The organism is Gordonia alkaliphila (assembly GCF_039542465.1).
Lineage (GTDB): Bacteria > Actinomycetota > Actinomycetes > Mycobacteriales > Mycobacteriaceae > Gordonia > Gordonia alkaliphila.
The window spans coordinates 11,981-35,636 of sequence record NZ_BAABIE010000009.1 but is presented as its reverse complement, the minus strand read 5'-3'; the positions used below and the strand labels follow the sequence as shown (position 1 = coordinate 35,636).

Genomic DNA, 23,656 nt, shown 5'->3' with positions numbered 1-23,656 from the left:
TTCAGAATTTGGGCGGGTTCGCCAACTCGTTGGGCAGACTGCCCGGCGCCGGTCGGGCCGACGACACCGGTTCGTCGATCGGCAGGGTGTGCCCGCTGCCGATACCGCGGGTGGCCTGCCGCGGGCGCAGCACGATCGCACCGGCCCGGGTGCGGTCGCGCAGCGCGGCGGCCCGCCAGGTCAGCACCGGGTGGGTGGAGAGCAGATTCACCAGCGTGACGAAGAAGCCCTTCTCCATCACGGCCCGGTCGGCGAACTGGTCGAAATCCACCGCGCCCAACATGTACTTGCCCGCGGCCATCAGGCCGATCGCGCCGGGCGCGCCGGACGGGCGGGTGTAGTAGCCGTAGTTGTCGGCCGTGTACTCCTGGGCGCGCGAGAGCGTGGTGCCCAGGATCGGAATCGACATCACCGTGCCGGTGAGCAGCTGCCGCCAGTACGACGTGTGGCCTGCGGCGATGTGGCCCACCTCGTGGGCGATGACGAACTCCAGCGCCTCCGGGCTACGGGCCGCGCCGCCCACCTCGAACAGGTCCGAATAGATCACGATATAGCGCCGAAAACCGTGGCCGGAGGCGAACGCGTTGATCGCGCCGTTGCCGTTCACCACGTACCCGTCGGGTACATAGCGCAATCCGTAGCGCGCGGCGGCCTCGACCATCATCCGGTAGCCCTCGGGGAACTGCGTCGGCGTCATCTGCACCGCGCCGACTCGCTGCTGCGCGAACAGCACGCCGCGGGCGAACAGCACCAGGACCGGCAGCGCCAGCACCAACAGGAAGTAGTCGCTGATCTCCCCGGTCGCCACCAGCGCCAGAACCGTGGCGTAACCGCCGAGGCTCAGCAGCACCACGAGAACGAGCATCGGCACCTCCCACGGATGGAAGCGCGGCCTGCTCGAGTACACCGCGGGCGGTCGCCAGAGGGCGTCCGGACCGGGGACGTGAGGCGGCGGAACCACGACGGCGCGGTCGACGATGCCGGGGACCGAGGGGATGGGCGCGTGCGTGTCCACGACCAAACTATAGTGGCAGCATGCGGATCTACCTGGGTGCTGACCATGCCGGTTTCGAACGAAAGAACGAGATCGCCGACCATCTTCGCGCTGCCGGTCACGAGGTGATCGACTGCGGTGCGCACGAGTACGACGCCGTCGACGATTACCCGCCGTTCTGCCTCGACGCCGCCGAGCGCGTCGTCGCCGATCCGGGCAGCCTGGGCATCGTGCTCGGCGGCAGCGGCAACGGCGAGCAGATCGCGGCCAACAAGGTCAAGGGTGCCCGCTGCGCACTCGCGTGGAGCGTGGAGACCGCGCAGCTCGCGCGCCAGCACAACAACGCGCAGCTGATCGGCCTCGGCGGCCGCATGCACTCGAAGGAAGAAGCGCTGGCCATCGTCGACGCGTTCGTGGCGACCCCGTGGTCGGACGAGCCCCGGCACCAGCGTCGTCTGGATCTGATCGGCGAGTACGAGGCCACCGGCGAGAAGAACCTCCCGCAGGCCTGAGCCCGCATGCCCGAAGGTCACGCGCTGCACCGGTTGGCCCGGCGTCAGCAGCGGCAGTTCGGCGGCCAGCGGGTGCAGGTCCAGAGCCCGCAGGGCCGGTTCGGGCCGGAAGCGGCCCTGCTCGACGGCATGCGGTTCGCCACGGCGGAGGCGTGGGGTAAACACCTCGTCTACACCTTCGACGACGGCCCGGAGGCCGCGTCGAGCGCCCGCATGGTGCATATCCACCTCGGGATCTACGGCGCGTTCACCGAGGAAGAACTCCCGATGCCCGAGCCGGTGGGCCAGATCCGGATGCGGATGATCGGCGCCGACCTCGGTGTGGACCTGCGCGGCCCCAACGCCTGCGAGCTCTACACTCCGCCCGACCTCGACGCGCTGCTGGCGCGGCTGGGTCCGGATCCGTTGCGGGCCGACGCCGATCCGGCGCAGGCGGCTGCCGCGATCGCGCGGTCCCGGCGCGCCATCGGCTCGCTGCTGATGGATCAGAAGGTCATCGCCGGGGTCGGTAACATCTACCGTGCCGAGGTGCTCTTCCGCGCCGGCATCGACCCGCTGCGTCCGGGCACGTCCATCACGGCCGAGGAGTTCGCCGAGATCTGGGCCGACCTGGTGGCACTGATGGCGGTGGGCGCCGAGCGCGGGCGCATCCACGTCGTCCGGCCCGACGACGACCACGGCGCACCCGCCTACGCCGCCAACCGTCCCCGCACCTACGTCTACCGACGGGCGGGGGAGCCCTGCCGACTGTGCGGCACTCCGATCGCCTGGCAGGAGATGGAGGGCCGCAACCTCTTCTGGTGCCCGTCTTGCCAGCACTGAGCCGGCTCCCGGGACTATCAGCGACTCCTCAGGTCCCGGACGGTGCCCGTTCAGCCGGACCCGGCACAGTGGGTGCCATGCTCACCGTTCCGCGCGCTCAGCCCGTCACGGTGCTCGCCGTGGGCGGCACCGGGGAATCCTTCGTCGACGACCACCGCACCGATCCGGCCGGAATGCTGGCCGCCGTCACCGAGGCGCTCGACGCCCGGTTCGTCGCGCGCTGGGTGCCGTACCCGGCCAGCTACGGGCCGAGTCCGCGGCTCGCGGGCGACGACTACCAGACGAGCGTGGCCGCGGGCGTGGCGGCGCTGTCGGCCGCGATCGACACCGAGCTCGCCGCTGATCCGGCCGCCACACTGATGTTGATCGGCTATTCGCAGGGGGCCGTCGTGATTCGGCATCTCCTTGCGCAACACCACATTCCGGCGGTGGCTGCGGTCGGTTTCGTCGCCGACCCGCACCAGCCGCCGGGCGTCGTGGCCGGCTGCTCCGGATGGGGCGTGGCCGGACGAGGGCCCGACCTGCCGTCGTCGGTGCCCGCGTACTGGGTGGGCACGTCCGACGACGTGATCTGCAATGCCAGCCCGGACTCGCTGATCCGCGACGTCGCCGATCTGTCCGAGGGCTTCTCGGTGCGCACGCTCGGGCGCTGGGCGGGGCAGGCCTGGAATCGCGTCCGTTCGGCGGACCTGCAGAACGCCGCGGCGACCGCGGTGCGGCCGAGTCAGTGGCGCAAGGACCTCGGCCGGCTGGCCGTGGCGGCCCGCGAGGTGCGGGGTTACCTGCCGTCGCAGCTGTCGCTGCGCGGGCTGGCCTGGGCCAATCCGCTCGGCGGCCGGCACGTCAGCTACGACAGTGAGCCGTACCGTCGTGCCCCGCTGACCGACCCGGACACCACCGGCTGCGAGGACCTCGCGCACTGGTTGCAGGTGCAGGCGACGCTGGGCGCACCCGACCCCGCCGGCGCCGCGGCGTAATCACGAGTCTCCCGATGCGCAACGCGGCCCCTCCCGCGTACGGGAGGGGCCGCGTTGTCAGATCGCCGCGTTGTTAGGCCACGGGGTCGATCAGCCGTTGTACTGGCCGCCGACGGTGCCGCGCACCACGATCGGGGTGCCGGTCTCGATGTTCTCGTAGACCCAACGACCGTTCTCGGTGCTCACGTTGATGCAGCCGTGGCTCACGTTGGTGTTGCCCTGCTGGTTCACCGACCACGGAGCCGCATGGATGAAGATGCCCGAGTTGGACATGCGGGTGGCGTACTCGACGTAGGTGCGGTAGCCGTCCGGGGAATCGACCGGGACACCGTACGTGGAGCTGTCCATGTACATGTCGCGGTACTTCTCCATCGTGTGGTACACGCCGTTGTCGGTGGGGAAGCGGTCCGAGCCCATGGAGATCGGCATCTGCTTGATGTACCGGCCGTCCTTCCACCAGTAGATGGTGTGGGTGGCGTCGTCGGCGAGCGCCACGTAACCGGTCTTGGTCTTCACGTTCGGCATCGCGGGCACGCCGGGAACGGCGGGCTCGGTGGACTGCGGCTTCGGCGTGGTCTTCTCCGGCGGCGTCGGCAGACCCGGGATCTCCGGAATCTCGACGGTCGGGCCACCCGGGAAGATGGTGACCTTGTCGACCGGATTCGCGTCGGCGACAGCGGGCACGGCGAGTGACAGGGCGGCCGCACCCACGGCGACGGCGACGAGTCGGGCAGCCAGGCTGTTACGTCGGCCCGAAGTCTTGGCGTTAAGCAATGGTCAGACTTTCGTTCGATGTCATGGAAGACGTCCCCCCGAGAGACGTACAGAGAGCATCGTTACACAACCGTTGCGATCCTGCCATGTCAATCCGGCCGACCGCGTGCCGTTTCGCGGTGCCGTCGCGGGTCGAACCCGCCGGTGAGCAGCGCGGATGTCGTGTTTAACGGTCGCGGTGGCTTGTGTCACGATTATTCCGAGACGGACGTCGATCCGCCCGCGCACGGCCCGAAACCGGCAGGAAAGGGAACGGCCGACCGGTGCGAACACCGGTCGGCCGGACCGAAACGAGCGGGTGACGGGAATCGAACCCGCGTAGCTAGTTTGGAAGACTAGGGCTCTACCATTGAGCTACACCCGCGTTGCACGACGGCCTCGGAGCGATCCGAAGCGACCTGCGATCCGGAACATTACTTGAGGGTGTTCCAGATCGGCAAAACACCTCCCGCATGTGGGGGTTCGGCGGGTCGCCACGTACTATGTGCGTTTGGCCGTGCCGACCTCTGTCGCGGCCGCCGGGATGTGGCGCAGCTTGGTAGCGCATCCGCTTTGGGAGCGGAGGGTCGCAGGTTCAAATCCTGTCATCCCGACCAATCGAAGTCACCGACGAGCACAGGTAACAAAAAGGAGCACCAACGTCGTGAAGAGCACCGTCGAGCAGCTGAGCCCGACCCGAGTCAAGCTGAATGTCGAGGTTCCGTTCGAGGAGCTGTCCGGCGACTTCGACCGGGCGTACCAGGCGCTGGCCCACCAGATCCGTGTCCCCGGCTTCCGCCCGGGCAAGGCCCCGGCCAAGATCATCGAGGCGCGCGTCGGTCGCGAGGCCGTCCTCGAGCAGGTCGTCAACGACGCCCTGCCGGCCAAGTACAGCCAGGCCCTGGCCGAGACCGAGACCAACGCCATCAGCCAGCCCGAGATCGAACTCGGCGACCTGGTCCACGGCGAGCCCCTGACCTTCACCGCCGTCGTCGACGTGCGTCCGGAGATCACCCTCCCCGAATTCGCTGCACTGTCGGTGCAGGTGGATCCGATCGAGATCAGCGACGCCGACGTCGAAGAGCAGGTCGAGTCGCTGCGGTCGCGGTTCGGCACGCTGGTCGCCGTCGAACGCGGCGCCGAGACGGGCGACTTCCTGACGCTGGACCTGTCGGCGACCGTCGACGGTGTGCCGGAGCCGGACGCCACCACCGAGGGCCTCTCGCACGAGCTGGGCAACGGCGACCTGATCGACGGCCTGGACGAGGCCATCACCGGTCTGAAGGCCGGCGAGACCGCCACCTTCACCACCACCCTGGTCGCCGGCGAGAACGCCGGCCGCGAGGCCGAGGTCACCGCGACCGTGCAGTCGGTCAAGGTGCGCGAGCTGCCCGAGCTGGACGAGGAATTCGTGCAGATGGCCAGCGAGTTCGACACCGTCGACGAGCTGCGCGAGGACCTCCGCCGCCAGGTGGCCGACTCCAAGAAGTACGAGCAGGCCGGTGCCATCCGCGACGCCGTGCTCGACCAGCTGCTCGAAGAGGTCGAGTTCCCGCTGCCGGAGAAGGTCGTCGAGGACGAGCTCGAGGCCACTCAGCACCAGCTGATCCACGCCCTCGGTCACGACGACGAGCAGGTCGCCCGCTTCCTCGAGGCGCAGGGCAAGACCCGTGAGGAGTGGGACGCCGAGTCGAAGGTGGAGGCCGAGAAGTCGGTGCGCACCCAGCTGCTGCTGGACGCGGTCGCCGACGCCGCCGAGACCGAGGTGGACCAGAACGAGCTGACCCAGCAGATCATGCTGCAGGCGCAGCGCTACGGCATGCCGCCGCAGGAGTTCATCCAGCAGCTGCAGGGTGCCAACCAGATCGGCGCGCTGTACGCCGATGTCCGCCGCAACAAGGCGCTCGCCGGGGTGATCGGCGACGTGACCGTCACCGACACCAACGGCGACGTGATCGACACCGAGACCTTCTTCGGTAACGCGAGCGACGACGAGGACGCCGACGACGCCGAGGCGTGATCGACACCCCGTAAGAACGCCGGCACGCGGCCGGGACCGGACATTCCGGTCCCGGCCGCCTGCATCCGCGGGGTCCCCGCTCGGGCCGTCGGGCCCAGGTCGGTTCCGCTGTCAGCGAATCGGCGGGGTGTGCGGAACAACTGGGGGCCCAGAAGTGATTAATCTCGGTGACAGCTTTCAACCGCGGCTCGGGCCTTCGACTGTGATGGCCGCCAAGAGGAGATGGGACTTTCTACTGTGAGCAACCTGTACACGCCGCCCGCTATGAGCTCGGGGGTCGCCGGCCTGAACCTGACCGACTCGGTCTTCGAGCGCCTGCTGCGTGAGCGCATCATCTTCCTGGGCACCCAGGTGGACGACGACATCGCCAACCGCCTCTGCGCGCAGATCCTGCTGCTCGCCGCGGAGGACCCGGAACGGGACATCAGCCTGTACATCAACTCGCCGGGCGGCAGCGTCACGGCGGGCATGGCGATCTTCGACACCATGCAGCTGGCGCCGTGTGACGTCGCCACCTACGCGATGGGCATGGCCGCTTCGATGGGCCAGTTCCTGCTCGCCGCAGGCGCCAAGGGCAGGCGCCACGCACTGCCGCATGCGCGCATCATGATGCACCAGCCGTCGGCGGGCATCGGCGGCACCGCGGCCGACATCGCCATTCAGGCCGAGCAGTTCGCGGCCACCAAGAAGGAGATGAACCGGCTGAACGCGCAGTTCACCGGTCAGCCGCTGGAGAAGATCGAGGCCGACGCCGATCGCGACAAGTGGTTCACCGCCGACGAAGCCAAGGACTACGGCATCGTCGACCACGTGGTCACCAGCGTCGCCCGCCCGGGCGCATGATCTCGGCCGTCCGCCCGACCCACCACCTCATCGGAGAACCCATGTACAACGACCTTCCGGCCGACGTCCGCGCCGGCATTCCCGATTCGGCCCTCGCGCTCAAGCAGATCCAGGCGCGCTACATCCTGCCGTCGTTCATCGAGAACACCCCGAACGGCCAGCGCCAGTACGACCCGTACGCCAAGCTCTTCGAAGAGCGCATCGTCTTCGTCGGCACGCCGATCGACCAGACGGTGGCCAACGACGTGATGGCGCAGCTGCTGGTCCTGGAGAGCCAGGACCCCGACCGCGACATCACCATGTACATCAACTCGCCGGGCGGCAGCGTGCCGGACATGCTGGCGATCTACGACACCATGCAGTACGTGCACTGCGACATCGTCACCGTGTGCCTGGGTGAGGCGGCCTCGGCCGCGGCGATCCTGCTGGCCGGCGGCACCCCGGGCAAGCGCGCCGCGCTGCCCAACGCCACCATCCTGATCCACCAGCCGCGCACCGGCGGCGCGTTCCAGGGCCAGGTCTCCGACCTCGAGATCCAGGCCGCCGAGATCGAGCGGATCCGCAACCGGCTCGACGAGATCCTGGCCCGGCACACCGGCCAGGAGCCGGCCACGATCCGTCGGGACACCGATCGCGACAACATCCTCACCGCCGAGCAGGCCAAGGAATACGGGATCGTCGACGAGGTCTTCGAGTACCGCAAGAAGTCCGCGCGGGCCTAGTCCGGCGGCGCAGCGAGCCGAAGGGCTCGGGTGTCGACACGCCGGGCGATTTCGCCCCGGCAGTGCGTGCCCGAGCCCGTAGGCTCGGAGGTCATCGAGCGGGCGCGGCACGCACAAATCAGTAAGACGAGTAACCAGCGCAGGTACCGTTGAGGTACGCGCCGATCAGGAAGTGGTGGTGGCCCAATGGCACGTATCGGAGATGGCGGCGACCTGCTGAAATGCTCGTTCTGCGGTAAGAGTCAGAAGCAGGTCAAGAAGCTCATCGCGGGTCCCGGGGTGTACATCTGCGACGAGTGCATCGATCTCTGCAACGAGATCATCGAAGAGGAGCTCGCCGAGACCAGCGACGTGAAGCTCGACGAGCTGCCCAAGCCCGCCGAGATCCGCGAATTCCTCGACACCTACGTGGTGGGGCAGGACACGGCCAAGCGGACGCTCGCCGTGGCCGTCTACAACCACTACAAGCGCATTCAGGCGGGGGAGAAGAAGGACGCGCGCGGCACCGAGTCGGTGGAGCTCGCCAAGTCGAACATCCTGATGCTCGGCCCCACCGGCTGCGGCAAGACCTACCTCGCCCAGACACTGGCCAAGATGCTGAACGTGCCGTTCGCCATCGCCGACGCCACCGCGCTGACCGAGGCCGGCTACGTCGGTGAGGATGTGGAGAACATCCTGCTGAAGCTGATCCAGGCCGCCGACTACGACGTCAAGCGCGCCGAGACCGGCATCATCTACATCGACGAGGTCGACAAGGTGGCGCGCAAGAGCGAGAACCCGTCGATCACGCGCGACGTGTCCGGTGAAGGCGTGCAGCAGGCGCTGCTGAAGATCCTGGAGGGCACGCAGGCATCGGTGCCGCCGCAGGGCGGCCGCAAGCACCCGCACCAGGAGTTCATCCAGATCGACACCACCAACGTGCTGTTCATCGTGGCCGGCGCCTTCGCGGGCCTGGACAAGATCGTCGGCGAGCGCGTCGGCAAGCGCGGCATCGGTTTCGGCAACGAGGTGACCAGCAAGAACGAGATCGACACCTCCGATCACTTCGCCGAGGTGATGCCCGAGGACCTGATCAAGTTCGGGCTGATCCCGGAGTTCATCGGCCGCCTGCCGATGATCGCCTCGGTGACGAACCTCGACAAGGACGCGCTGGTCTCGATCCTGTCCGAGCCGAAGAACGCACTGGTTAAGCAGTACTGCAAGCTCTTCGACATGGACAACGTGGAGCTGGAGTTCACCCCGGACGCGCTGGAGGCGGTCGCCGATCAGGCCATCCACCGCGGCACCGGCGCCCGCGGACTCCGCGCCATCATGGAGGAGGTGCTGCTCCCGGTGATGTACGACATCCCCAGCCGCACCGACGTCGCCAAGGTGGTCGTCACCGGTGAGACCGTGCGGGACAACGTCCTGCCCACCGTGGTGCCGCACACGAAGCGTGAGCCCCGCGAGAAGTCGGCCTGACCCGACGCCGCCGCCAGAACTCGAACGCCCGGACCGAAAACGGTCCGGGCGTTCGTTCTTCGCTACCGTGTGAACCATGGGTATCTCACGACGATCCACTGTCCGCCGCAACGCCGCTCGGGGCGCGGGTGGTCTGCTCGTGGCGGTGGCCGCCGCCGCGGCGCTGACCGCCTGCGGTGATTCGGGCGCCGACGCCGACGAGCTGAAGGTGCCGCTGAAGAACGCCGCGGGCGAGGAGATCGCCACGGCCGAGTTCGAGTTCGAGAACGGCTACGTGACGGTCGAGGTCAAGACCACCCAGCCGGGCAAGCTGACCCCGGGCTTCCACGGCCTGCACGTGCATTCGGTGGGCCTGTGCCAGCCGAACTCGACGGCGCCCGACGGGGGCGAGCCGGGCGACTTCCTGTCGGCGGGCGGCCACTTCCAGGTGCCCGGCCACACCGGCCACCCTGCGAGCGGCGACCTGTCGTCGCTGCAGGTCCGCAACGACGGCTCTGCGCTGCTGGAGACCACCACCAGTTCCTTCACCCGCGCCGACCTGGAAGCCGGCACGGGGACGTCGATCATGATCCATTCCGGCAGCGACAACTTCGCGAACATCCCGGCCGAGCGGTACAAGCAGAACGACGGTACGCCCGGCCCCGACGCCAAGACCATGGCGACCGGCGACGCGGGTTCGCGGGTGGCGTGCGGCGTGATCTCGGCGGGCGCGCAGCAGTAGCGCCGATCCCGGCGATCGCCCTTGCCGCGACCGCCCGTGCAGGACAATGGCGAGCATGACTGAGCAGACGCAGCACGGACTGGCCGGAATCATCCTCGCGGGCGGTCGTTCCCGCCGCATGGGGCAAGACAAGGCGGCCCTGGCATGGGACGGCCGCCCCATGCTGAACGTCATCGCCGACGCCATCGGCGCCCGCTGCCGTCCGGTGCTCGTGGCGGCGGCGGAGTCGTCGCAGGCCTACGCGGAGCTGGGCGCGGACTCCGATCTCACCTGGATCACCGACGAGCAGGTCGGCGCCGGACCGCTCGGCGGCATCGTCGCGGCCCTCACCGCGGCGAAGGAAGCCGGTGCGGCGGCGGCCTTCGTCTGCGCCACCGACATGCCGCTGGTCGGCGCCGAGCTCGTCGACGAACTGCTGCGCGCGCTGACCAGCTCGCCCGACGTGGTGATCGCCCACGAGGGCGGCCGCGATCATCCGATGGCCGGGATCTACCGGGTGCGGGCGCTCCCGGTCTTCGAGGAACTGGTGGAGCAGGGCGAACTGCTGATGACCAATGCGCTCGACGCGGTCCTCACGCATCGCGTCGGTGTCAGCGATCCGCGTTGGCTCACCAACATCGACGCCCCCGAAGACCTGCACCGCCTGCGCGCCGGCGCCTGATCCACAGCGTCTGCCGTCTGCTGCAGTCACTATGCGACTGCAGCAGACGGCAGATCGCATCCGGGGCGGTAACGCTGGGGTGTGGCAGTGCGAAGTAGTGGGTACAGCACTCCGGCTGTCACCGACGGGAGGTCGGCCATGTCGATCATCAGCAAGCGCATCATCGCGGCAGCCGGAGCGGGGGTGGCGGCGCTCGCAGCGGGCACGCTGGCCGCGGCGCCCGCTGCGGCCGCACCGCTTCCCGTGCAGCAGGTCCCGGCTCAGGGGATCCTGTCCATGGGGCTCGGCAACTGGAGCGGGTACGCGGCGTCGATCCGGATCGAGACCACCGGCAGGCCCGGGCAGGTGGCACTGAGCGCACCCGGCGGCGCCGCCTGCGGGCGCGGGGCGGCCGGCACGCTGGTGCGGTTCGACTACACCAACCTGACCACCGGTCGGACCGGCTCGGGCACGGTGCGTCCGTGCACGGGACCGTTCAGCGGCCCGTTGAAGACCACCCTGCACACCGGGGCGGGACAGATCGTCGGCGTCATCAACATCGTCGGCAGCGGTGGGCCCTGGCAGATCCCGGGCGGCGCGACATTCGGCGTTCCGCGCTGAGATCTGCGGCCGGTCGCAGGTGGCGTCGCTGCCCGTGACAGCGGGCTCGGCGCCATTGCCTAGAATGGCGGTGTGAGCACCCCTGACGCGAGCAACTCGCTTCCCGCTGCCTGGAATCCCGCTGAACACGAGGAATCGCTGTACGACGGCTGGGTAGCGGCCGGGTACTTCACCGCCGACCCGACCAGCGACAAGCCCGGCTATTCGATCGTGCTGCCGCCGCCGAATGTGACCGGCTCGCTGCACATGGGCCACGCACTGGACCACACCCTGATGGACACCCTCACGCGCCGCAAGCGCATGCAGGGCTTCGAGGTGCTGTGGCTGCCCGGCATGGACCACGCGGGTATCGCGACGCAGAACATCGTCGCGCGCCAGCTCGCCGAGGCCGGGACCAGTAGGGAAGAGCTCGGCCGGGAAGCCTTCATCGAGAAGGTCTGGGAGTGGAAGGCCCAGTCCGGCGGCACCATCGCCGGCCAGATGCGTCGCATCGGCGACGGCGTCGACTGGAGCCGCGACCGGTTCACCATGGACGAGGGCCTCTCGCGCGCGGTGCAGATCATCTTCAAGAAGATGTACGACGACGGCCTGATCTACCGCGCCGAGCGCCTGGTCAACTGGTCGCCGGTGCTGCAGACCGCGATCAGCGACATCGAGGTGAAGTTCGAGGAGGTGGAAGGCGAACTCGTCTCCTTCCGCTACGGCTCGATGAACGACGACGAGCCGCACATCGTGGTGGCCACCACCCGGATGGAGACGATGCTCGGCGACACCGCGATCGCCGTGCACCCCGACGACGAGCGCTACCGCCACCTGGTCGGCACCGAACTCCCGCACCCGTTCCTGGATCGCCTGATCCCGGTGATCGCCGACGACTACGTCGACCCCGAATTCGGTTCCGGCGCCGTGAAGATCACGCCGGCGCACGACCCGAACGACTTCGAGATGGGCCTGCGGCACTCGCTGCCGATGCCGACCATCATGGACAAGGCCGGTCGCCTGGCCGACACCGGCACGCAGTTCGACGGCATGGACCGGTTCGAGGCGCGGGTCAAGGTGCGCGAGGCGCTCGCCGAGCAGGGCCGCATCGTCAAGGAGGTACGGCCGTACCTGCACAGCGTCGGACATTCCGAGCGCTCCGGCGAGAGCATCGAGCCGCGCCTGTCGCTGCAGTGGTGGGTCAAGGTCGACGCGCTCGCCAAGGCCGCCGGGGACGCGGTCCGCAACGGCGAGACCGTGATCCACCCCAAGAGCCAGGAACCGCGCTGGTTCGACTGGGTCGACAACATGCATGACTGGACCATCTCGCGCCAGCTGTGGTGGGGCCATCGCATCCCGATCTGGTACGGCCCGGACGGTGAAGTGGGCTGCTTCGGCCCCGACGAGCAGGCACCCGAGGGCTGGGTGCAGGACCCGGACGTCCTGGACACCTGGTTCTCGTCCGGACTGTGGCCGTTCTCCACCATGGGCTGGCCCGAGCGCACCGACGAACTCGACAAGTTCTATCCCACGTCGGTGCTGGTCACCGGCTACGACATCCTGTTCTTCTGGGTGGCCCGGATGATGATGTTCGGCACCTACGTGGGCGGGCTCGACGACGCCGGTCTCGCCGGGCGCACGGCCGCCGTGCCGTTCGAGAACGTCTTCCTGCACGGCCTGGTGCGTGACGAGCACGGCAGCAAGATGAGCAAGTCCAAGGGCAACGGCATCGACCCGCTCGACTGGGTGGACCGCTTCGGCGCGGACGCGCTGCGCTTCACGCTGGCCCGCGGCGCCAACCCGGGCAGCGACATTTCGGTGGGCGAGTCCAACGCGCAGAGCGCCCGCAACTTCGCCACCAAGCTGTACAACGCCACCAAGTTCGCCATGATGAACGGCGCGCGCCTCGGGGACCTGCCGCCGCGCGAGGACCTCAGCGTGGCCGACCGCTGGATCCTCACCCGCCTCGACGAGGTGCTGGCTCAGGTCGACGAGGGCCTGGACGCCTACGAGTTCTCCAAGGCCTGCGAGGCGCTGTACCACTTCGCGTGGGACGAGGTCTGCGACTGGTACCTGGAGTTGGCCAAGGTGCAGATCCAGTCCGGGCCGGCCGGCGCCGACACCACAGCCGTGGTCCTCGGCACCGTCCTGGACGCACTGCTGCGCGCCCTCTCGCCGGTGATGCCGTTCGTCACCGAGGTGCTGTGGAAGGCGCTGACCGGCGGGGAGTCCGTCGTCGTCGCCGCGTGGCCGCAGCCGTCCGGTGCCCCGCGGGACGACGCCGCCGCCACCGCGATCGACGACCTGCAGAAGCTGATCACCGAGATCCGCCGGTTCCGCAGCGACCAGGGCCTCAACCCGGGTCAGCGCGTGGCCGCACAGGTCACCGGACTCTCCACCGAGCTCGACGGCACCCGGGCCTACCTGAGCGCTCTCGCCAAGCTGACGCCCGCCGACGACGACTTCACGGCCACCGCCACCGTCGAGGTGCGGCTGTCGGACTCGATGCCGACCGTGGCGATCGACACCTCCGGACAGGTCGACGTGGCCGCCGAACGCAAGCGCGCCGCCAAGGACCTGGCCGCGGCCGAGAAGGAACTGGCCGGCACCACCGCCAAGCTCGGCAACGAGCAGTTCCTGTCCAAGGCACCCGACGCCGTGGTCGCCAAGATCACCGCGCGCAAGGAACTCGCCGAGGCCGAGGTGGCCCGACTGACCGCCAAGCTCGCGGAGTTGGAGGCGCGGTGACCTCCGGCGATCAGGCAGCCGAGCTCGCCGAACTGGCGGCGGTCGAGGCCGAACTCGACACCCGCTGGCCGGAGACCAAGATCGAGCCGTCGCTCGCGCGGATCACGGCGCTCATGGAACTGCTGGGCAAACCGCAGCACGCCTACCCGTCGATCCACATCGCCGGCACCAACGGCAAGACGTCGGTCACCCGGATGATCGACTCGCTGCTGCGCGCCTTCAGTCGTCGCACCGGTCGGGTCACCAGCCCGCACCTGCAGTCGGTGACCGAGCGCATCGCGATCGACGGCGAGCCGATCAGCGCCGCCGCCTACGTGGAGACCTATCGGGACATCGAGCCGTACCTGACCATGGTCGACGACTCGTCGACCGCCACCGGCGGCCCGCGGATGAGCAAGTTCGAGGTGCTCACCGCGATGGCCTACGCGGCGTTCGCCGAGGCGCCGGTGGAAGTGGCCGTGGTGGAGACCGGCATGGGCGGACGCTGGGACGCGACCAACGTGATCGACGCCAAGGTCGCGGTGCTCACCCCGATCGCCCTCGACCACGCCGACTACCTGGGCGACACCCTCACCGCGATCGCGGGGGAGAAGGCCGGGATCATCTCGTCCGGCGATCCCGACGCGGTGGTGCCCGACGACCCGGTGACGATCATCGGGGTGCAGCAGCCGGAAGCGATGGAGGTGCTGCTGCGCGCCGCCGTCGACGCGGAAACCATTGTGGCGCGCCAGAATTCGGAGTTCGCCGTGCTCGACGCCGCCACCGCGGTGGGCGGCCAGCTGTTGCGCATCCAGGGGCTCGGCGGCGTCTACGAGGACGTCTTCCTGCCGCTGCACGGCGCGCACCAGGCCGAGAACGCGGCCCTCGCGCTGGCCGCCGTGGAAGCCTTCTTCGGTGCGGGCGCGGACCGGCAGCTCGACGCCGACACCGTGCGCGCCGGCTTCGCCGCGGTGAGCAGCCCCGGTCGGCTGGAGCGGGTCCGCAGTGCGCCGAGCGTTTTCGTCGACGCCGCGCACAACCCGCACGGCGGCGCCGCCCTGGCGCGGTCGCTGACCGAGGAGTTCGACTTCCGGCGGCTGATCGGCGTGATCAGCATGCTCGGCGACAAGGACGCCCGCGGCTTCCTCGGTGAACTCGAGCCGGTCCTGGACACCGTCGTGATCACCAACAACGGATCGCCGCGCGCGGTCGACACCGATCGGCTCGCCGAGATCGCCGAGGAGATCTTCGGCGAGGACCGCGTGGTGATCGAACCCTTCCTGCCCGACGCGGTGGCCGCGGCCATCGGGTTGGCCGAGGAAGGCGAAGACGAGAATCTGTCCGGCGCGGGCGTGGTGATCACCGGATCGGTGGTCACCGCCGGCGCCGGCCGCACCCTGTTCGGCAAGGAGCCCGCATGAGCACCACCCCCGAGTTCTCCGATCCGGTCACCGATCCGTGGAAGGGCTTCCGCGGCATCATGGCCGCGGTCCTGATCCTGGAGGCGATCGTGGTGGGCCTGACCTTCCCGGTGGTGGGCACCCTGGCCGGTGGCGTCTCGTGGAAGTCCGGGCTCTACCTGGGCTTCGTGTGCCTGATCCTGGTGGTGCTCTCCGGCATGCAGCGGCGGCCGTACGCGCTGCAGATGAATCTGGCCGTGCAGGCCCTGGTGATCTGCGGCGGACTGTTCCACTGGTCCATCGCCGTGGTCGGCGTCGTTTTCAGCTGCGTGTGGGCGTACATCGTCTACATCAAGCGCGATGTGCAGCAGCGCATCGAACACGGCAAGCTGCCCGGTCAGCAACGCCTCTGACGTCGGCTAGACTCGGCGGCAATGATCGATGAGCGTCGGGTGAGTGCGATGGGTGGCAAGGTGGCGGTAGCACGCTGGTTCACGGGTGTTCTGGTGGCTGCGGCAGCGGCGACCAGTCTGGCGGCGTCTCCGGCGCTGGCCGCCCCCGACCCGGTGGCACCGACCGCGCCGATGATCGCCGACACCGACGACACCGTGGAGCCCGCCGCGCCGATGCCGGTGCCCACCGGCGCCTTCGGCTACCTGGCGACGCGCAGCGCCACGCTGTGGCTGGCCGACCGTCATCCGGACGACGTCGTCCGCTCCCTGCCGGTGCCGCCGGCCCTCCGGCCGTCGAACGACGCCCTTGCCGCGCAGTTCGAACGCGAACTGGATGCGGCCGTCCGCACCCCGGGTGCATGCGTGCAGATCATCATCGATCCGCAGACCGGGAGCGGCAATCTGTTCGACTACGGCATCTGGTCGGTGGAGAAGCAGTACTGTCCCGCCTCCTGATCGCGACGGCGGGGCAGCGGAGCATTAGACTGGTGCCTCGTGACTGAACAGACTCTCGTCCTCATCAAGCCCGACGGCGTCGAACGCGGCCTGATCGGCGACGTCATCGCCCGTATCGAGCGCAAGGGCCTGCGCATCGCCGCGCTGGAACTGCGCCAGGTGACCACCGAGGTGGCCTCCGAGCACTACGCCGAGCACGCCGAGCGTCCCTTCTTCAACGACCTGCTGGAGTTCATCACCTCCGCTCCGGTCGTGGCCCTCGTGGCCGAGGGCGAGCGCGCCATCCCCGCGTTCCGTCAGCTGGCCGGCGGCACCGATCCCGTCGAGAAGGCCGCGCCGGGCACCATCCGGGGCGACTTCGGTCTCGAGACCCAGTTCAACATCGTGCACGGCTCGGATTCCCCGGAGTCCGCCGCGCGCGAGATCGCACTCTGGTTTCCCCACCTGAATTCCTGACAGATCACCTGATCAACCTCCCTTCCAGCCTCTGCGACGACGCGGCGGCGCGGGGCGCCGATATCGCGTCGGGTGCGGAATTCGGGTGAACGTGTGGGATACTTGTCCGGTCGGGCCTGTCACACTTTGGCATCCCCGACTCGACAGCGAAGCGCAGTGGCCGTCAACCGGCCGCCGACGTGGACTGTTGTCGAGACAAGCAAGGCGTCTTCCTGGACGCAAAGACCACACAACACCCGGCCGCTCGCGGCCGCACACATATCGCAGGCCCTCGCGTGGCCGCGTCGTCGTTTTCGATGGTGACGCGCCCGGGGGTCTCAAGGAGACCACGTGACTGACAACGGGTCGTCGACCGACGCAAACGCGTCGGATACCTCGGCGGAAGCTTTCCCCCCTCGACTCCGCGTGCACGCACTCGCCCGCATGCTGGAAGTGACCAGCCGGGAAGTGCTCGCGCATCTGCAAGAACTGGGCGTGACCGCACGCTCAGCCTCCTCGTCCATCAGTGGCGAGCAGGCCCAATCCGTCGCCGACCGACTGGCGGCGCCAGAAGCACCCGCTGCCGACGAGCAGCCCGTCGCCGACGAATCGGCGCCGGAGGCTCCCGCCCCCGCGGCGGAAGTCGCCGTGACCGAATCGCTCTTCTCCGCGATCGTGGTGGAGGAGCCGACGACGGCCGCTGCGGGTGTCGCCGAGACCGCTCCGCTGTTCCTGCCGCCCACCGCGCCGGTGGAGCCGACCCAGCCCAAGAGCCCCGAGCCCCAGAGCACCGAGGCCAAGAGCACCGAGGCCAAGAGCACCGAGGCCAAGAGCACCGAGCCCAAGGCCGAAACGCCCGAGGCCGACACGGCTGCGTCCGAGGACAAGCCCGCCGAAGCCGCCGCCGACGAAGCGCAGACCGACGAAGCGCAGACCGACGAGGCCCAGACCGACGAGGCCCAGACCGACGAAGCGCAGACCGACGAGAGCGCCGAGTCCGACAGCGACAACGGCGAGAACGGTGAGGGCGAGGCCAGCGGTTCGCAGCGCGCCCGCCGTCGTCGTCGTGGACGTCGTGGACGCGGTCGTGGCCGCGGCGACGCTGCCGAGACCGACGGGGACGACAACGACGACGCGACCGCCGACAAGGCCGACGCCGGCGCCGGGGAGTCCGCCGCGGACGCGGCCGCCGCCGACCAGCCCGAGGCCGAGCAGACCGAGTCTGAGAAGACCGAGTCCGCGGAGACCGGCAGCGGCGAATCCTCGGCCGACGAGTCCGCCGAGGACACGAAGGACGACGAGAACGGCGACAGCGCCACCGACGACGCCACTCAGGACGACGGGTCCGACGAGTCCGAGGACGGCGACGACTCCACCACCCCGAGCAGCAAGCGTCGTCGGCGTCGCCGACGTCGTCGCAGCGGCTCGGACAGCGGCAGCGAGGACGAGGCCGCCTCCGACGACCCGCCCAACACCGTGGTGCACGAGCGCGAGCCGCGTGCCCGTCGCCAGCGCGACGAGGTGCAGGGCATCTCCGGTTCCACGCGCCTGGAAGCCAAGCGTCAGCGCCGCCGGGACGGCCGCGATGCCGGTCGTCGTCGTCCGCCGATCCTGTCGGAGTCGGAGTTCCTGGCCCGCCGCGAATCCGTCGAACGCGTGATGGTGGTCCGCGAGCGCAAGGTGGATCCGGCCGCGGCCGCCGCCGATCCGCACCTGCCCGCCGAGGACTACACACAGGTCGCCGTGCTCGAGGACGGCGTGCTGGTGGAGCACTTCGTGACCACCGAGACCTCGCAGTCGATGGTCGGCAACATCTACCTCGGCCGCGTGCAGAACGTACTGCCCGGCATGGAGGCGGCCTTCGTCGACATCGGGCGCGGCCGCAACGGCGTGCTGTACGCCGGTGAGGTCAACTGGGAGGCGGCCGGTCTCAACGGCGGCGCCCGCAAGATCGAGCAGGCTCTCAAGCCCGGCGACTCGGTGCTGGTGCAGGTCAGCAAGGATCCGGTGGGCCACAAGGGTGCGCGCCTGACCACGCAGATCTCGCTCGCCGGCCGCTACCTGGTGTACGTGCCCGGCGGCACGTCGACCGGCATCAGCCGCAAGCTCCCCGACACCGAGCGCAGGCGCCTCAAGTCGATCCTGACCAAGCTGGTGCCCGACGAGGCCGGCGTGATCATCCGCACCGCCTCCGAGGGCGTCAGCGCCGAGGAGCTCGGCGCCGACATCACCCGCCTGGAAGAGCAGTGGAAGGGCATCGAGGCGGCGGCCGCCGAACACCAGGCCAAGGCCTCGGGCACCACTCGTGCGATGTACGAGGAGCCCGACCTGCTGGTCCGCGTGGTCCGCGACCTGTTCAACGAGGACTTCACCAAGCTCGTCGTCGAAGGCGACCGGGCGTGGGATCAGGTCTCCGGGTACGTGGGTCGAGTCGCGCCGGATCTGTCCGAGCGCGTCTCGCAGTTCACCAAGGACACCCCGACGGCGGCCGACTCGTTCGGCGTCTACCGGATCGACGAGCAGCTGGCCAAGGCGCTCGACCGCAAGGTCTGGCTGCCCTCGGGCGGCACGCTGATCATCGAGCACACCGAGGCCATGACCGTGGTCGACGTCAACACCGGCAAGTTCACCGGTGCCGGCGGCAACCTCGAAGAGACCGTGACCCGCAACAACTTGGAAGCGGCCGAGGAGATCGTCCGCCAGATGCGTCTGCGCGACATCGGCGGCATGATCATCGTCGACTTCATCGACATGGTCCTCGAGTCCAACCGCGACCTGGTGCTGCGTCGTCTCACCGAGGCGCTGGCCCGGGACCGCACCCGCCATCAGGTGTCCGAAGTGACGTCGCTGGGTCTGGTGCAGATGACGCGTAAGCGTCTGGGCACCGGCCTGCTCGAAGCCTTCTCCACCACCTGCACCACGTGCCACGGGCGGGGTCTGATCGTGCATACCAATCCGGTGGAGGTGCGGACCGGGGGCGACGACTCCACGCGCGGCGACGCCGGTGGCAGCAAGCGGTCCCGGCGCAGCAAGCGTCGCTCGGACAAGCCGGACACTCCCGGCGAGGGCGGGGCGTCGGAAGCCAAGGCGCCTGAGGCGAAGGCGCCGCACAAGCCGGCCGCCGAGCACCCGATGTTCAAGTCGATGGCCCATCACGACGAGGACGAGGCCGCGGACGCCGCCGAGAACTCGGTCGTGGCGGACACGCCCGTCGCTGACCAGCAGGTCGACGACAAGCCCGCACAGGCCGAGCGGACCGAGAGCAAGCGCCCCGAGCGTCAGCGCACCGACAGTACGCGCGCCGAGAGCGCGCCCGTCGCGCAGCAGGTCGTCGAACCGGCTGTCGTCGCGGAGCCCGTCGTCGAGGACGCACCGTCCGAGCCGGCGGGTCCGGTGGTGACTCGACGTCGTCGGGTCCGTCGTGCCGTGGCGCCGAGCGCTCCGGCCGAGCCCGTGGTGATCACCACCGAAGCGCCGGTCACCACCGGGGCGGCGGCGCCGACCACCGAACCGGTGGTCGAGATCACGCGCCGGCCGCGTCGACGCGGTGGCCGACGGTCGGCGGGGGCGTCGACGCAGGAATAGTCGGCGTGGCGGGTTTGACCTGCTCGAGCTTCCTGCCGTAACCTTGGCAGGTCGCCTCCGATCGGCGAGCGCGCTTGTGCGCGCAGCGATCGGGGGATCTCCGGATGGAGCCGGAGGCGCAAGAACAACGAGGTAACGCCGGACGCAGACCCTGCGCCCCGGCCCGATAGACGAGTTAAGAGGACAGCGGGAATGGCAACCTACGCCATCGTCAAGACCGGCGGTAAGCAGTACAAGGTCGCCGAGGGCGACATCGTGAAGGTCGAGAAGATCGAGGTCGAGCCCGGTGGCTCGGTGACCCTGCCGGTGGTGCTCGTCGTCGACGGCGCGAACATGACCACCGACGCCGACGCGCTGGCCAAGATCTCGGCTACCGCCGAGGTCGTCGAGCACGTCAAGGGCCCGAAGATCCGGATCCACAAGTTCAAGAACAAGACCGGGTACCACAAGCGCCAGGGTCACCGTCAGCCGCTGACGGTCATCAAGGTCACCGGCATCAACTGACACCCAGTCGTAGAAGATCTTTAGGAGGTCTGAACAATGGCAAGTAAGAAGGGCGCGTCCAGCACGCGCAACGGTCGCGATTCCAACGCCCAGCGACTGGGCGTGAAGCGCTTCGGTGGCCAGCAGGTCAGCGCGGGCGAGATCCTGGTCCGTCAGCGCGGCACCAAGTTCCACCCGGGCGTCAACGTGGGTCGCGGTGGCGACGACACGCTGTTCGCTCTGGCTGCCGGCGCCGTGGAGTTCGGCTCCAAGCGCGGCCGCAAGACCGTGAACATCGTCCCGGAACCGGCTGCGGTCTGATTCTGCGACGTCACGCATAAGCTCGAAGCCGAGAGGGCGGGGCAGGGTCTACTCAAGATCCCTGACCCGCCCTGTCGCATTTCTTACCTAGTTTTCTTGTCCAGGAGGGCAGCGTCATGTCGAGGTTCATCGACCGGGTGACCATCGATGCGGTGGCCGGCAACGGCGGGCACGGTTGTTCCTCGGTGCACCGTGAGAAGTTCAAGCCGCTCGGTGGCCCCGACGGCGGCAACGGCGGCAGCGGCGGCGACGTCGTGCTGGTCGTCGATCCGCAGGTGCACACCCTGCTGGACTTCCACTTCCGTCCGCACGCCCGCGCCGGCAACGGTCGCCCGGGTGAGGGCGGCAATCGCAGCGGCGCCAACGGCGAGGGCCTGCGGCTGCACGTGCCCGACGGCACCGTGGTCCTGGACACCGACGGCAACATCCTGGCCGACTTGGTCGGGGAGGGCACCGAATTCATCGCAGGCAAGGGCGGCCGCGGCGGTCTGGGCAACGCGGCACTCGCGTCCCGCGCCCGCAAGGCGCCCGGCTTCGCCCTGCTCGGCGAGCCCGGCGAAGAACGCGAACTGGTCCTCGAACTCAAGTCGGTGGCCGACGTCGGCCTCGTCGGCTTCCCGTCGGCGGGCAAGTCGTCGTTGGTGTCGGTCCTCTCGGCCGCCAAGCCGAAGATCGCCGACTACCCGTTCACCACGCTCGCGCCGAATCTCGGCGTCGTGACGGCGGGGGAGGACACCTTCACCGTCGCCGACGTCCCCGGACTGATCCCGGGCGCCTCGCAGGGCCGCGGGCTGGGCCTGGACTTCCTGCGCCACCTCGAGCGCTGCGCCGTGCTGGCCCACGTCGTCGACTGTGCGACCCTGGAACCCGGTCGCGACCCGATCTCCGACATCGACGCCCTCGAAGCCGAACTGGCCGCGTACCAGCCGGTGCTCGCCGAGGACCATTCGCTCGGCGACCTCGCGAGCCGTCCGCGCATCGTGGTGCTGAACAAGGTGGACATCCCCGAGGCCGACGAACTCGCCGACCTCGTGGAAGCCGACATCGCCGAGCGCGGCTGGCCGGTCTTCCGCGTCTCCGCGGTGGCCCAGAAGGGTCTGTCCGAACTGAAGTACGCGCTCGCCGCGATGGTCCGCGAGTACCGACGCGCCCACGCCGAGCCGGTCGCCAAGCGCGCCGTGATCCGTCCGAAGCCGGTCGACCGTGCCGAGTTCACCATCGTCGATGATCCCGAGATCCCGGGCGGCTTCATCGTCCGCGGCGAACGCCCGGAGCGCTGGATCCGGCAGACGCAGTTCGAGAACGACGAGGCGGTGGGCTACCTGGCCGACCGTTTGAACCGACTCGGGGTGGAAGATGCCCTGGTCAAGCGCGGTGCCAAGACCGGCGCCGCGGTGACCATCGCCGGAGTGACCTTCGACTGGGAGCCGTCGGTGCCGATGGCCGACGACGTGCCGCTCACCGGACGCGGCACCGACATCCGCCTCGAGCGCAACGAGCGTATCGGCGCCGCCGAGCGCAAGGCCGCCCGCAAGCTGCGCCGCCAGCGCGCCGACGAGGCCGACGGCGAGAGCCTGGGCTGGTCCGACGAGGACGACGACCTCGATGAGTGAGGTGCGCGCAGCCATCGCGCAGGCGCGCACCATCGTGGTCAAGATCGGCTCGTCGGCCATCACCGACCTGGACACCGGCATCGACCACGCCCGTCTCGATTCGCTGGTCGACGCACTGGAAGCGCGGATGCGCGCGGGCAGTGACGTGGTGGTCGTCTCCTCGGGCGCCGTGGGTGCCGGCATCGCGCCGCTGGGTTTGAAGAAGCGGCCGACCGATCTGGCCACCAAGCAGGCCGCCGCCAGCGTCGGCCAGTTGAAGCTCGCGCAGGCCTGGGATGCGTCCTTCGCCCGCTACGACCGCACCGTGGGGCAGGTCCTGCTGACGGCCGACGACGTGTCGAACCGGGCGCACCACGCCAACGCCCAGCGCACCCTGGATCGTCTGCGCGCCCTGCACGCGGTGGCCGTGGTCAACGAGAACGACACCGTCGCCACCAACGAACTGCGCTTCGGCGACAACGATCGCCTCGGTGCGCTGGTCGCGCACCTGACGGTCGCCGACGCGCTCGTGCTGCTCTCCGACGTCGACGGGCTGTACACCGGGGATCCGCGCAAGCCGGGTCCGGACGGGCAGCCCGCACGGCTGATCGCCGAGGTGTCCGGTCCGGAGGATCTGGACGGGGTGATCGCCGGCAGCGGCGGCGCCCTCGGGACCGGCGGCATGGCCTCCAAACTGTCCGCCGCCCGTCTGGCCGCCGACTCCGGTGTCCCGGTGCTGCTCGCCGCCGCGGCCGATGCGAATCATGCGCTGGCGGATGCCTCCGTCGGCACGGTCTTCGCGGCCCGCCCGCAGCGACTGTCGGCCCGGCGATTCTGGGTCCGTCACGCGGCAGAAGCCTTGGGCCGCCTGACGATCGACGCCGGAGCGGTCGAGGCCGTCGTCGGTCGACGTCGTTCCCTCCTGGCCGCCGGGGTGACCGGCGTGAGCGGTGGATTCTCCAGCGGCGACGTGGTGGAACTGGCCGGCCCGGACGGGACGGTGTGTGCGCGCGGTGTGGTGTCCTTCGACGCCGACGACATCGCGACGATGGCCGGCAAGTCCACCGACGACCTCCCGTCGGACCTGAGCCGACCGGTGATCCACGCCGACCAGCTGGTGCGCACCTAGAACGGCGGTAC

General features: G+C 69.3%; 22 protein-coding genes and 2 tRNA genes. 21 read left to right on the top strand and 3 right to left on the bottom strand.

Going from position 1 to position 23,656, the window contains the following annotated elements; genetic code table 11:
• Position 1: 1 nt before the first annotated feature.
• Positions 2-1,015 (bottom strand): M48 family metallopeptidase, encoded by a 1,014-nt coding sequence (locus ABD989_RS10780; protein WP_345313493.1) that lies wholly within the window; start codon positions 1,013-1,015, stop codon positions 2-4.
• Between the two features lie 20 nt (positions 1,016-1,035).
• Between ABD989_RS10780 and ABD989_RS10775 the strand changes: the two genes are divergently transcribed.
• From ABD989_RS10775 to ABD989_RS10765, 3 genes are all read left to right on the top strand, one after another.
• Positions 1,036-1,506 (top strand): ribose-5-phosphate isomerase, encoded by a 471-nt coding sequence (locus ABD989_RS10775; RefSeq protein WP_345313492.1) that lies wholly within the window; start codon positions 1,036-1,038, stop codon positions 1,504-1,506.
• Positions 1,507-1,512: 6 nt separating this feature from the next.
• A complete protein-coding gene (locus tag ABD989_RS10770; protein ID WP_345313491.1) occupies positions 1,513-2,328 on the top strand; it encodes an Fpg/Nei family DNA glycosylase in 816 nt (271 codons plus the stop codon).
• A gap of 77 nt (positions 2,329-2,405) precedes the next feature.
• Positions 2,406-3,305, top strand: coding sequence for a PE-PPE domain-containing protein (locus ABD989_RS10765; RefSeq protein WP_345313490.1), 900 nt, complete (start codon positions 2,406-2,408; stop codon positions 3,303-3,305).
• A 90-nt stretch (positions 3,306-3,395) separates the two neighbouring features.
• On the opposite strand, the gene ABD989_RS10760 is transcribed toward ABD989_RS10765, so the two are convergent.
• Positions 3,396-4,079, bottom strand: coding sequence for a L,D-transpeptidase (locus ABD989_RS10760; protein ID WP_246995306.1), 684 nt, complete (start codon positions 4,077-4,079; stop codon positions 3,396-3,398).
• Between the two features lie 293 nt (positions 4,080-4,372).
• Positions 4,373-4,443, bottom strand: a tRNA-Gly gene (locus tag ABD989_RS10755).
• Positions 4,444-4,598: 155 nt separating this feature from the next.
• Here ABD989_RS10755 and ABD989_RS10750 point away from each other — a divergent pair.
• From ABD989_RS10750 to proB, 18 genes are all read left to right on the top strand, one after another.
• Positions 4,599-4,675, top strand: a tRNA-Pro gene (locus tag ABD989_RS10750).
• Positions 4,676-4,722: 47 nt separating this feature from the next.
• A complete protein-coding gene (gene tig / locus ABD989_RS10745) occupies positions 4,723-6,078 on the top strand; it encodes a trigger factor (RefSeq protein WP_345313489.1) in 1,356 nt (451 codons plus the stop codon).
• A 264-nt stretch (positions 6,079-6,342) separates the two neighbouring features.
• Positions 6,343-6,921, top strand: a complete 579-nt coding sequence (locus tag ABD989_RS10740; protein ID WP_345313580.1) for an ATP-dependent Clp protease proteolytic subunit — start codon at positions 6,343-6,345, stop codon at positions 6,919-6,921.
• A 41-nt stretch (positions 6,922-6,962) separates the two neighbouring features.
• The gene (locus ABD989_RS10735) at positions 6,963-7,643 is read left to right on the top strand and encodes an ATP-dependent Clp protease proteolytic subunit (protein ID WP_246995310.1); all 681 of its coding nucleotides are present in this window, start codon (positions 6,963-6,965) and stop codon (positions 7,641-7,643) included.
• A 186-nt stretch (positions 7,644-7,829) separates the two neighbouring features.
• Complete coding sequence (gene clpX / locus ABD989_RS10730) at positions 7,830-9,104, top strand: ATP-dependent Clp protease ATP-binding subunit ClpX (protein WP_345313488.1); 1,275 nt, start codon at positions 7,830-7,832, stop codon at positions 9,102-9,104.
• Between the two features lie 76 nt (positions 9,105-9,180).
• A complete protein-coding gene (gene sodC, locus ABD989_RS10725) occupies positions 9,181-9,825 on the top strand; it encodes a superoxide dismutase[Cu-Zn] (protein WP_345313487.1) in 645 nt (214 codons plus the stop codon).
• Between the two features lie 55 nt (positions 9,826-9,880).
• Positions 9,881-10,486: a molybdenum cofactor guanylyltransferase gene (locus tag ABD989_RS10720; RefSeq protein ID WP_345313486.1), complete on the top strand. Its 606-nt coding sequence runs from the start codon at positions 9,881-9,883 to the stop codon at positions 10,484-10,486.
• A gap of 138 nt (positions 10,487-10,624) precedes the next feature.
• Complete coding sequence (locus ABD989_RS10715) at positions 10,625-11,086, top strand: hypothetical protein (RefSeq protein WP_345313485.1); 462 nt, start codon at positions 10,625-10,627, stop codon at positions 11,084-11,086.
• A 72-nt stretch (positions 11,087-11,158) separates the two neighbouring features.
• Positions 11,159-13,813 (top strand): valine--tRNA ligase, encoded by a 2,655-nt coding sequence (locus ABD989_RS10710; protein WP_345313484.1) that lies wholly within the window; start codon positions 11,159-11,161, stop codon positions 13,811-13,813.
• Positions 13,810-15,213, top strand: a complete 1,404-nt coding sequence (gene folC / locus ABD989_RS10705) for a bifunctional tetrahydrofolate synthase/dihydrofolate synthase (RefSeq protein WP_345313483.1) — start codon at positions 13,810-13,812, stop codon at positions 15,211-15,213. Before ABD989_RS10710 ends, folC begins: the two co-directional genes overlap by 4 nt.
• Positions 15,210-15,605, top strand: coding sequence for a DUF4233 domain-containing protein (locus tag ABD989_RS10700; RefSeq protein ID WP_345313482.1), 396 nt, complete (start codon positions 15,210-15,212; stop codon positions 15,603-15,605). Before folC ends, ABD989_RS10700 begins: the two co-directional genes overlap by 4 nt.
• 21 nt (positions 15,606-15,626) lie before the next feature.
• A complete protein-coding gene (locus tag ABD989_RS10695; protein WP_345313481.1) occupies positions 15,627-16,100 on the top strand; it encodes a hypothetical protein in 474 nt (157 codons plus the stop codon).
• A 39-nt stretch (positions 16,101-16,139) separates the two neighbouring features.
• The gene (ndk, locus tag ABD989_RS10690) at positions 16,140-16,556 is read left to right on the top strand and encodes a nucleoside-diphosphate kinase (RefSeq protein WP_246995329.1); all 417 of its coding nucleotides are present in this window, start codon (positions 16,140-16,142) and stop codon (positions 16,554-16,556) included.
• A gap of 330 nt (positions 16,557-16,886) precedes the next feature.
• Positions 16,887-20,120, top strand: a complete 3,234-nt coding sequence (locus tag ABD989_RS10685) for a translation initiation factor IF-2 N-terminal domain-containing protein (RefSeq protein ID WP_345313480.1) — start codon at positions 16,887-16,889, stop codon at positions 20,118-20,120.
• A 192-nt stretch (positions 20,121-20,312) separates the two neighbouring features.
• On the top strand, positions 20,313-20,624 hold the full coding sequence (gene rplU, locus ABD989_RS10680; RefSeq protein WP_246995333.1) for a 50S ribosomal protein L21: 312 nt from the start codon (positions 20,313-20,315) through the stop codon (positions 20,622-20,624).
• Positions 20,625-20,660: 36 nt separating this feature from the next.
• Positions 20,661-20,924, top strand: coding sequence for a 50S ribosomal protein L27 (gene rpmA, locus ABD989_RS10675; protein ID WP_246995335.1), 264 nt, complete (start codon positions 20,661-20,663; stop codon positions 20,922-20,924).
• A 116-nt stretch (positions 20,925-21,040) separates the two neighbouring features.
• Positions 21,041-22,537: a GTPase ObgE gene (obgE, locus tag ABD989_RS10670; protein ID WP_246995337.1), complete on the top strand. Its 1,497-nt coding sequence runs from the start codon at positions 21,041-21,043 to the stop codon at positions 22,535-22,537.
• Positions 22,530-23,645, top strand: coding sequence for a glutamate 5-kinase (gene proB, locus ABD989_RS10665; protein WP_246995339.1), 1,116 nt, complete (start codon positions 22,530-22,532; stop codon positions 23,643-23,645). Before obgE ends, proB begins: the two co-directional genes overlap by 8 nt.
• The last annotated feature ends 11 nt before the right edge of the window (positions 23,646-23,656 follow it).

Coding starts and splice junctions, on each gene's coding strand:
- ABD989_RS10775 (WP_345313492.1), top strand. CDS start 1,036: ATGCGGATCTACCTGGGTGCTGACCATGCCGGTTTCGAACGAAAGAAC.
- ABD989_RS10770 (WP_345313491.1), top strand. CDS start 1,513: ATGCCCGAAGGTCACGCGCTGCACCGGTTGGCCCGGCGTCAGCAGCGG.
- ABD989_RS10765 (WP_345313490.1), top strand. CDS start 2,406: ATGCTCACCGTTCCGCGCGCTCAGCCCGTCACGGTGCTCGCCGTGGGC.
- ABD989_RS10740 (WP_345313580.1), top strand. CDS start 6,343: ATGAGCTCGGGGGTCGCCGGCCTGAACCTGACCGACTCGGTCTTCGAG.
- ABD989_RS10735 (WP_246995310.1), top strand. CDS start 6,963: ATGTACAACGACCTTCCGGCCGACGTCCGCGCCGGCATTCCCGATTCG.
- clpX (WP_345313488.1), top strand. CDS start 7,830: ATGGCACGTATCGGAGATGGCGGCGACCTGCTGAAATGCTCGTTCTGC.
- sodC (WP_345313487.1), top strand. CDS start 9,181: ATGGGTATCTCACGACGATCCACTGTCCGCCGCAACGCCGCTCGGGGC.
- ABD989_RS10720 (WP_345313486.1), top strand. CDS start 9,881: ATGACTGAGCAGACGCAGCACGGACTGGCCGGAATCATCCTCGCGGGC.
- ABD989_RS10715 (WP_345313485.1), top strand. CDS start 10,625: ATGTCGATCATCAGCAAGCGCATCATCGCGGCAGCCGGAGCGGGGGTG.
- ABD989_RS10700 (WP_345313482.1), top strand. CDS start 15,210: ATGAGCACCACCCCCGAGTTCTCCGATCCGGTCACCGATCCGTGGAAG.
- ABD989_RS10695 (WP_345313481.1), top strand. CDS start 15,627: ATGATCGATGAGCGTCGGGTGAGTGCGATGGGTGGCAAGGTGGCGGTA.
- rplU (WP_246995333.1), top strand. CDS start 20,313: ATGGCAACCTACGCCATCGTCAAGACCGGCGGTAAGCAGTACAAGGTC.
- rpmA (WP_246995335.1), top strand. CDS start 20,661: ATGGCAAGTAAGAAGGGCGCGTCCAGCACGCGCAACGGTCGCGATTCC.
- obgE (WP_246995337.1), top strand. CDS start 21,041: ATGTCGAGGTTCATCGACCGGGTGACCATCGATGCGGTGGCCGGCAAC.
- proB (WP_246995339.1), top strand. CDS start 22,530: ATGAGTGAGGTGCGCGCAGCCATCGCGCAGGCGCGCACCATCGTGGTC.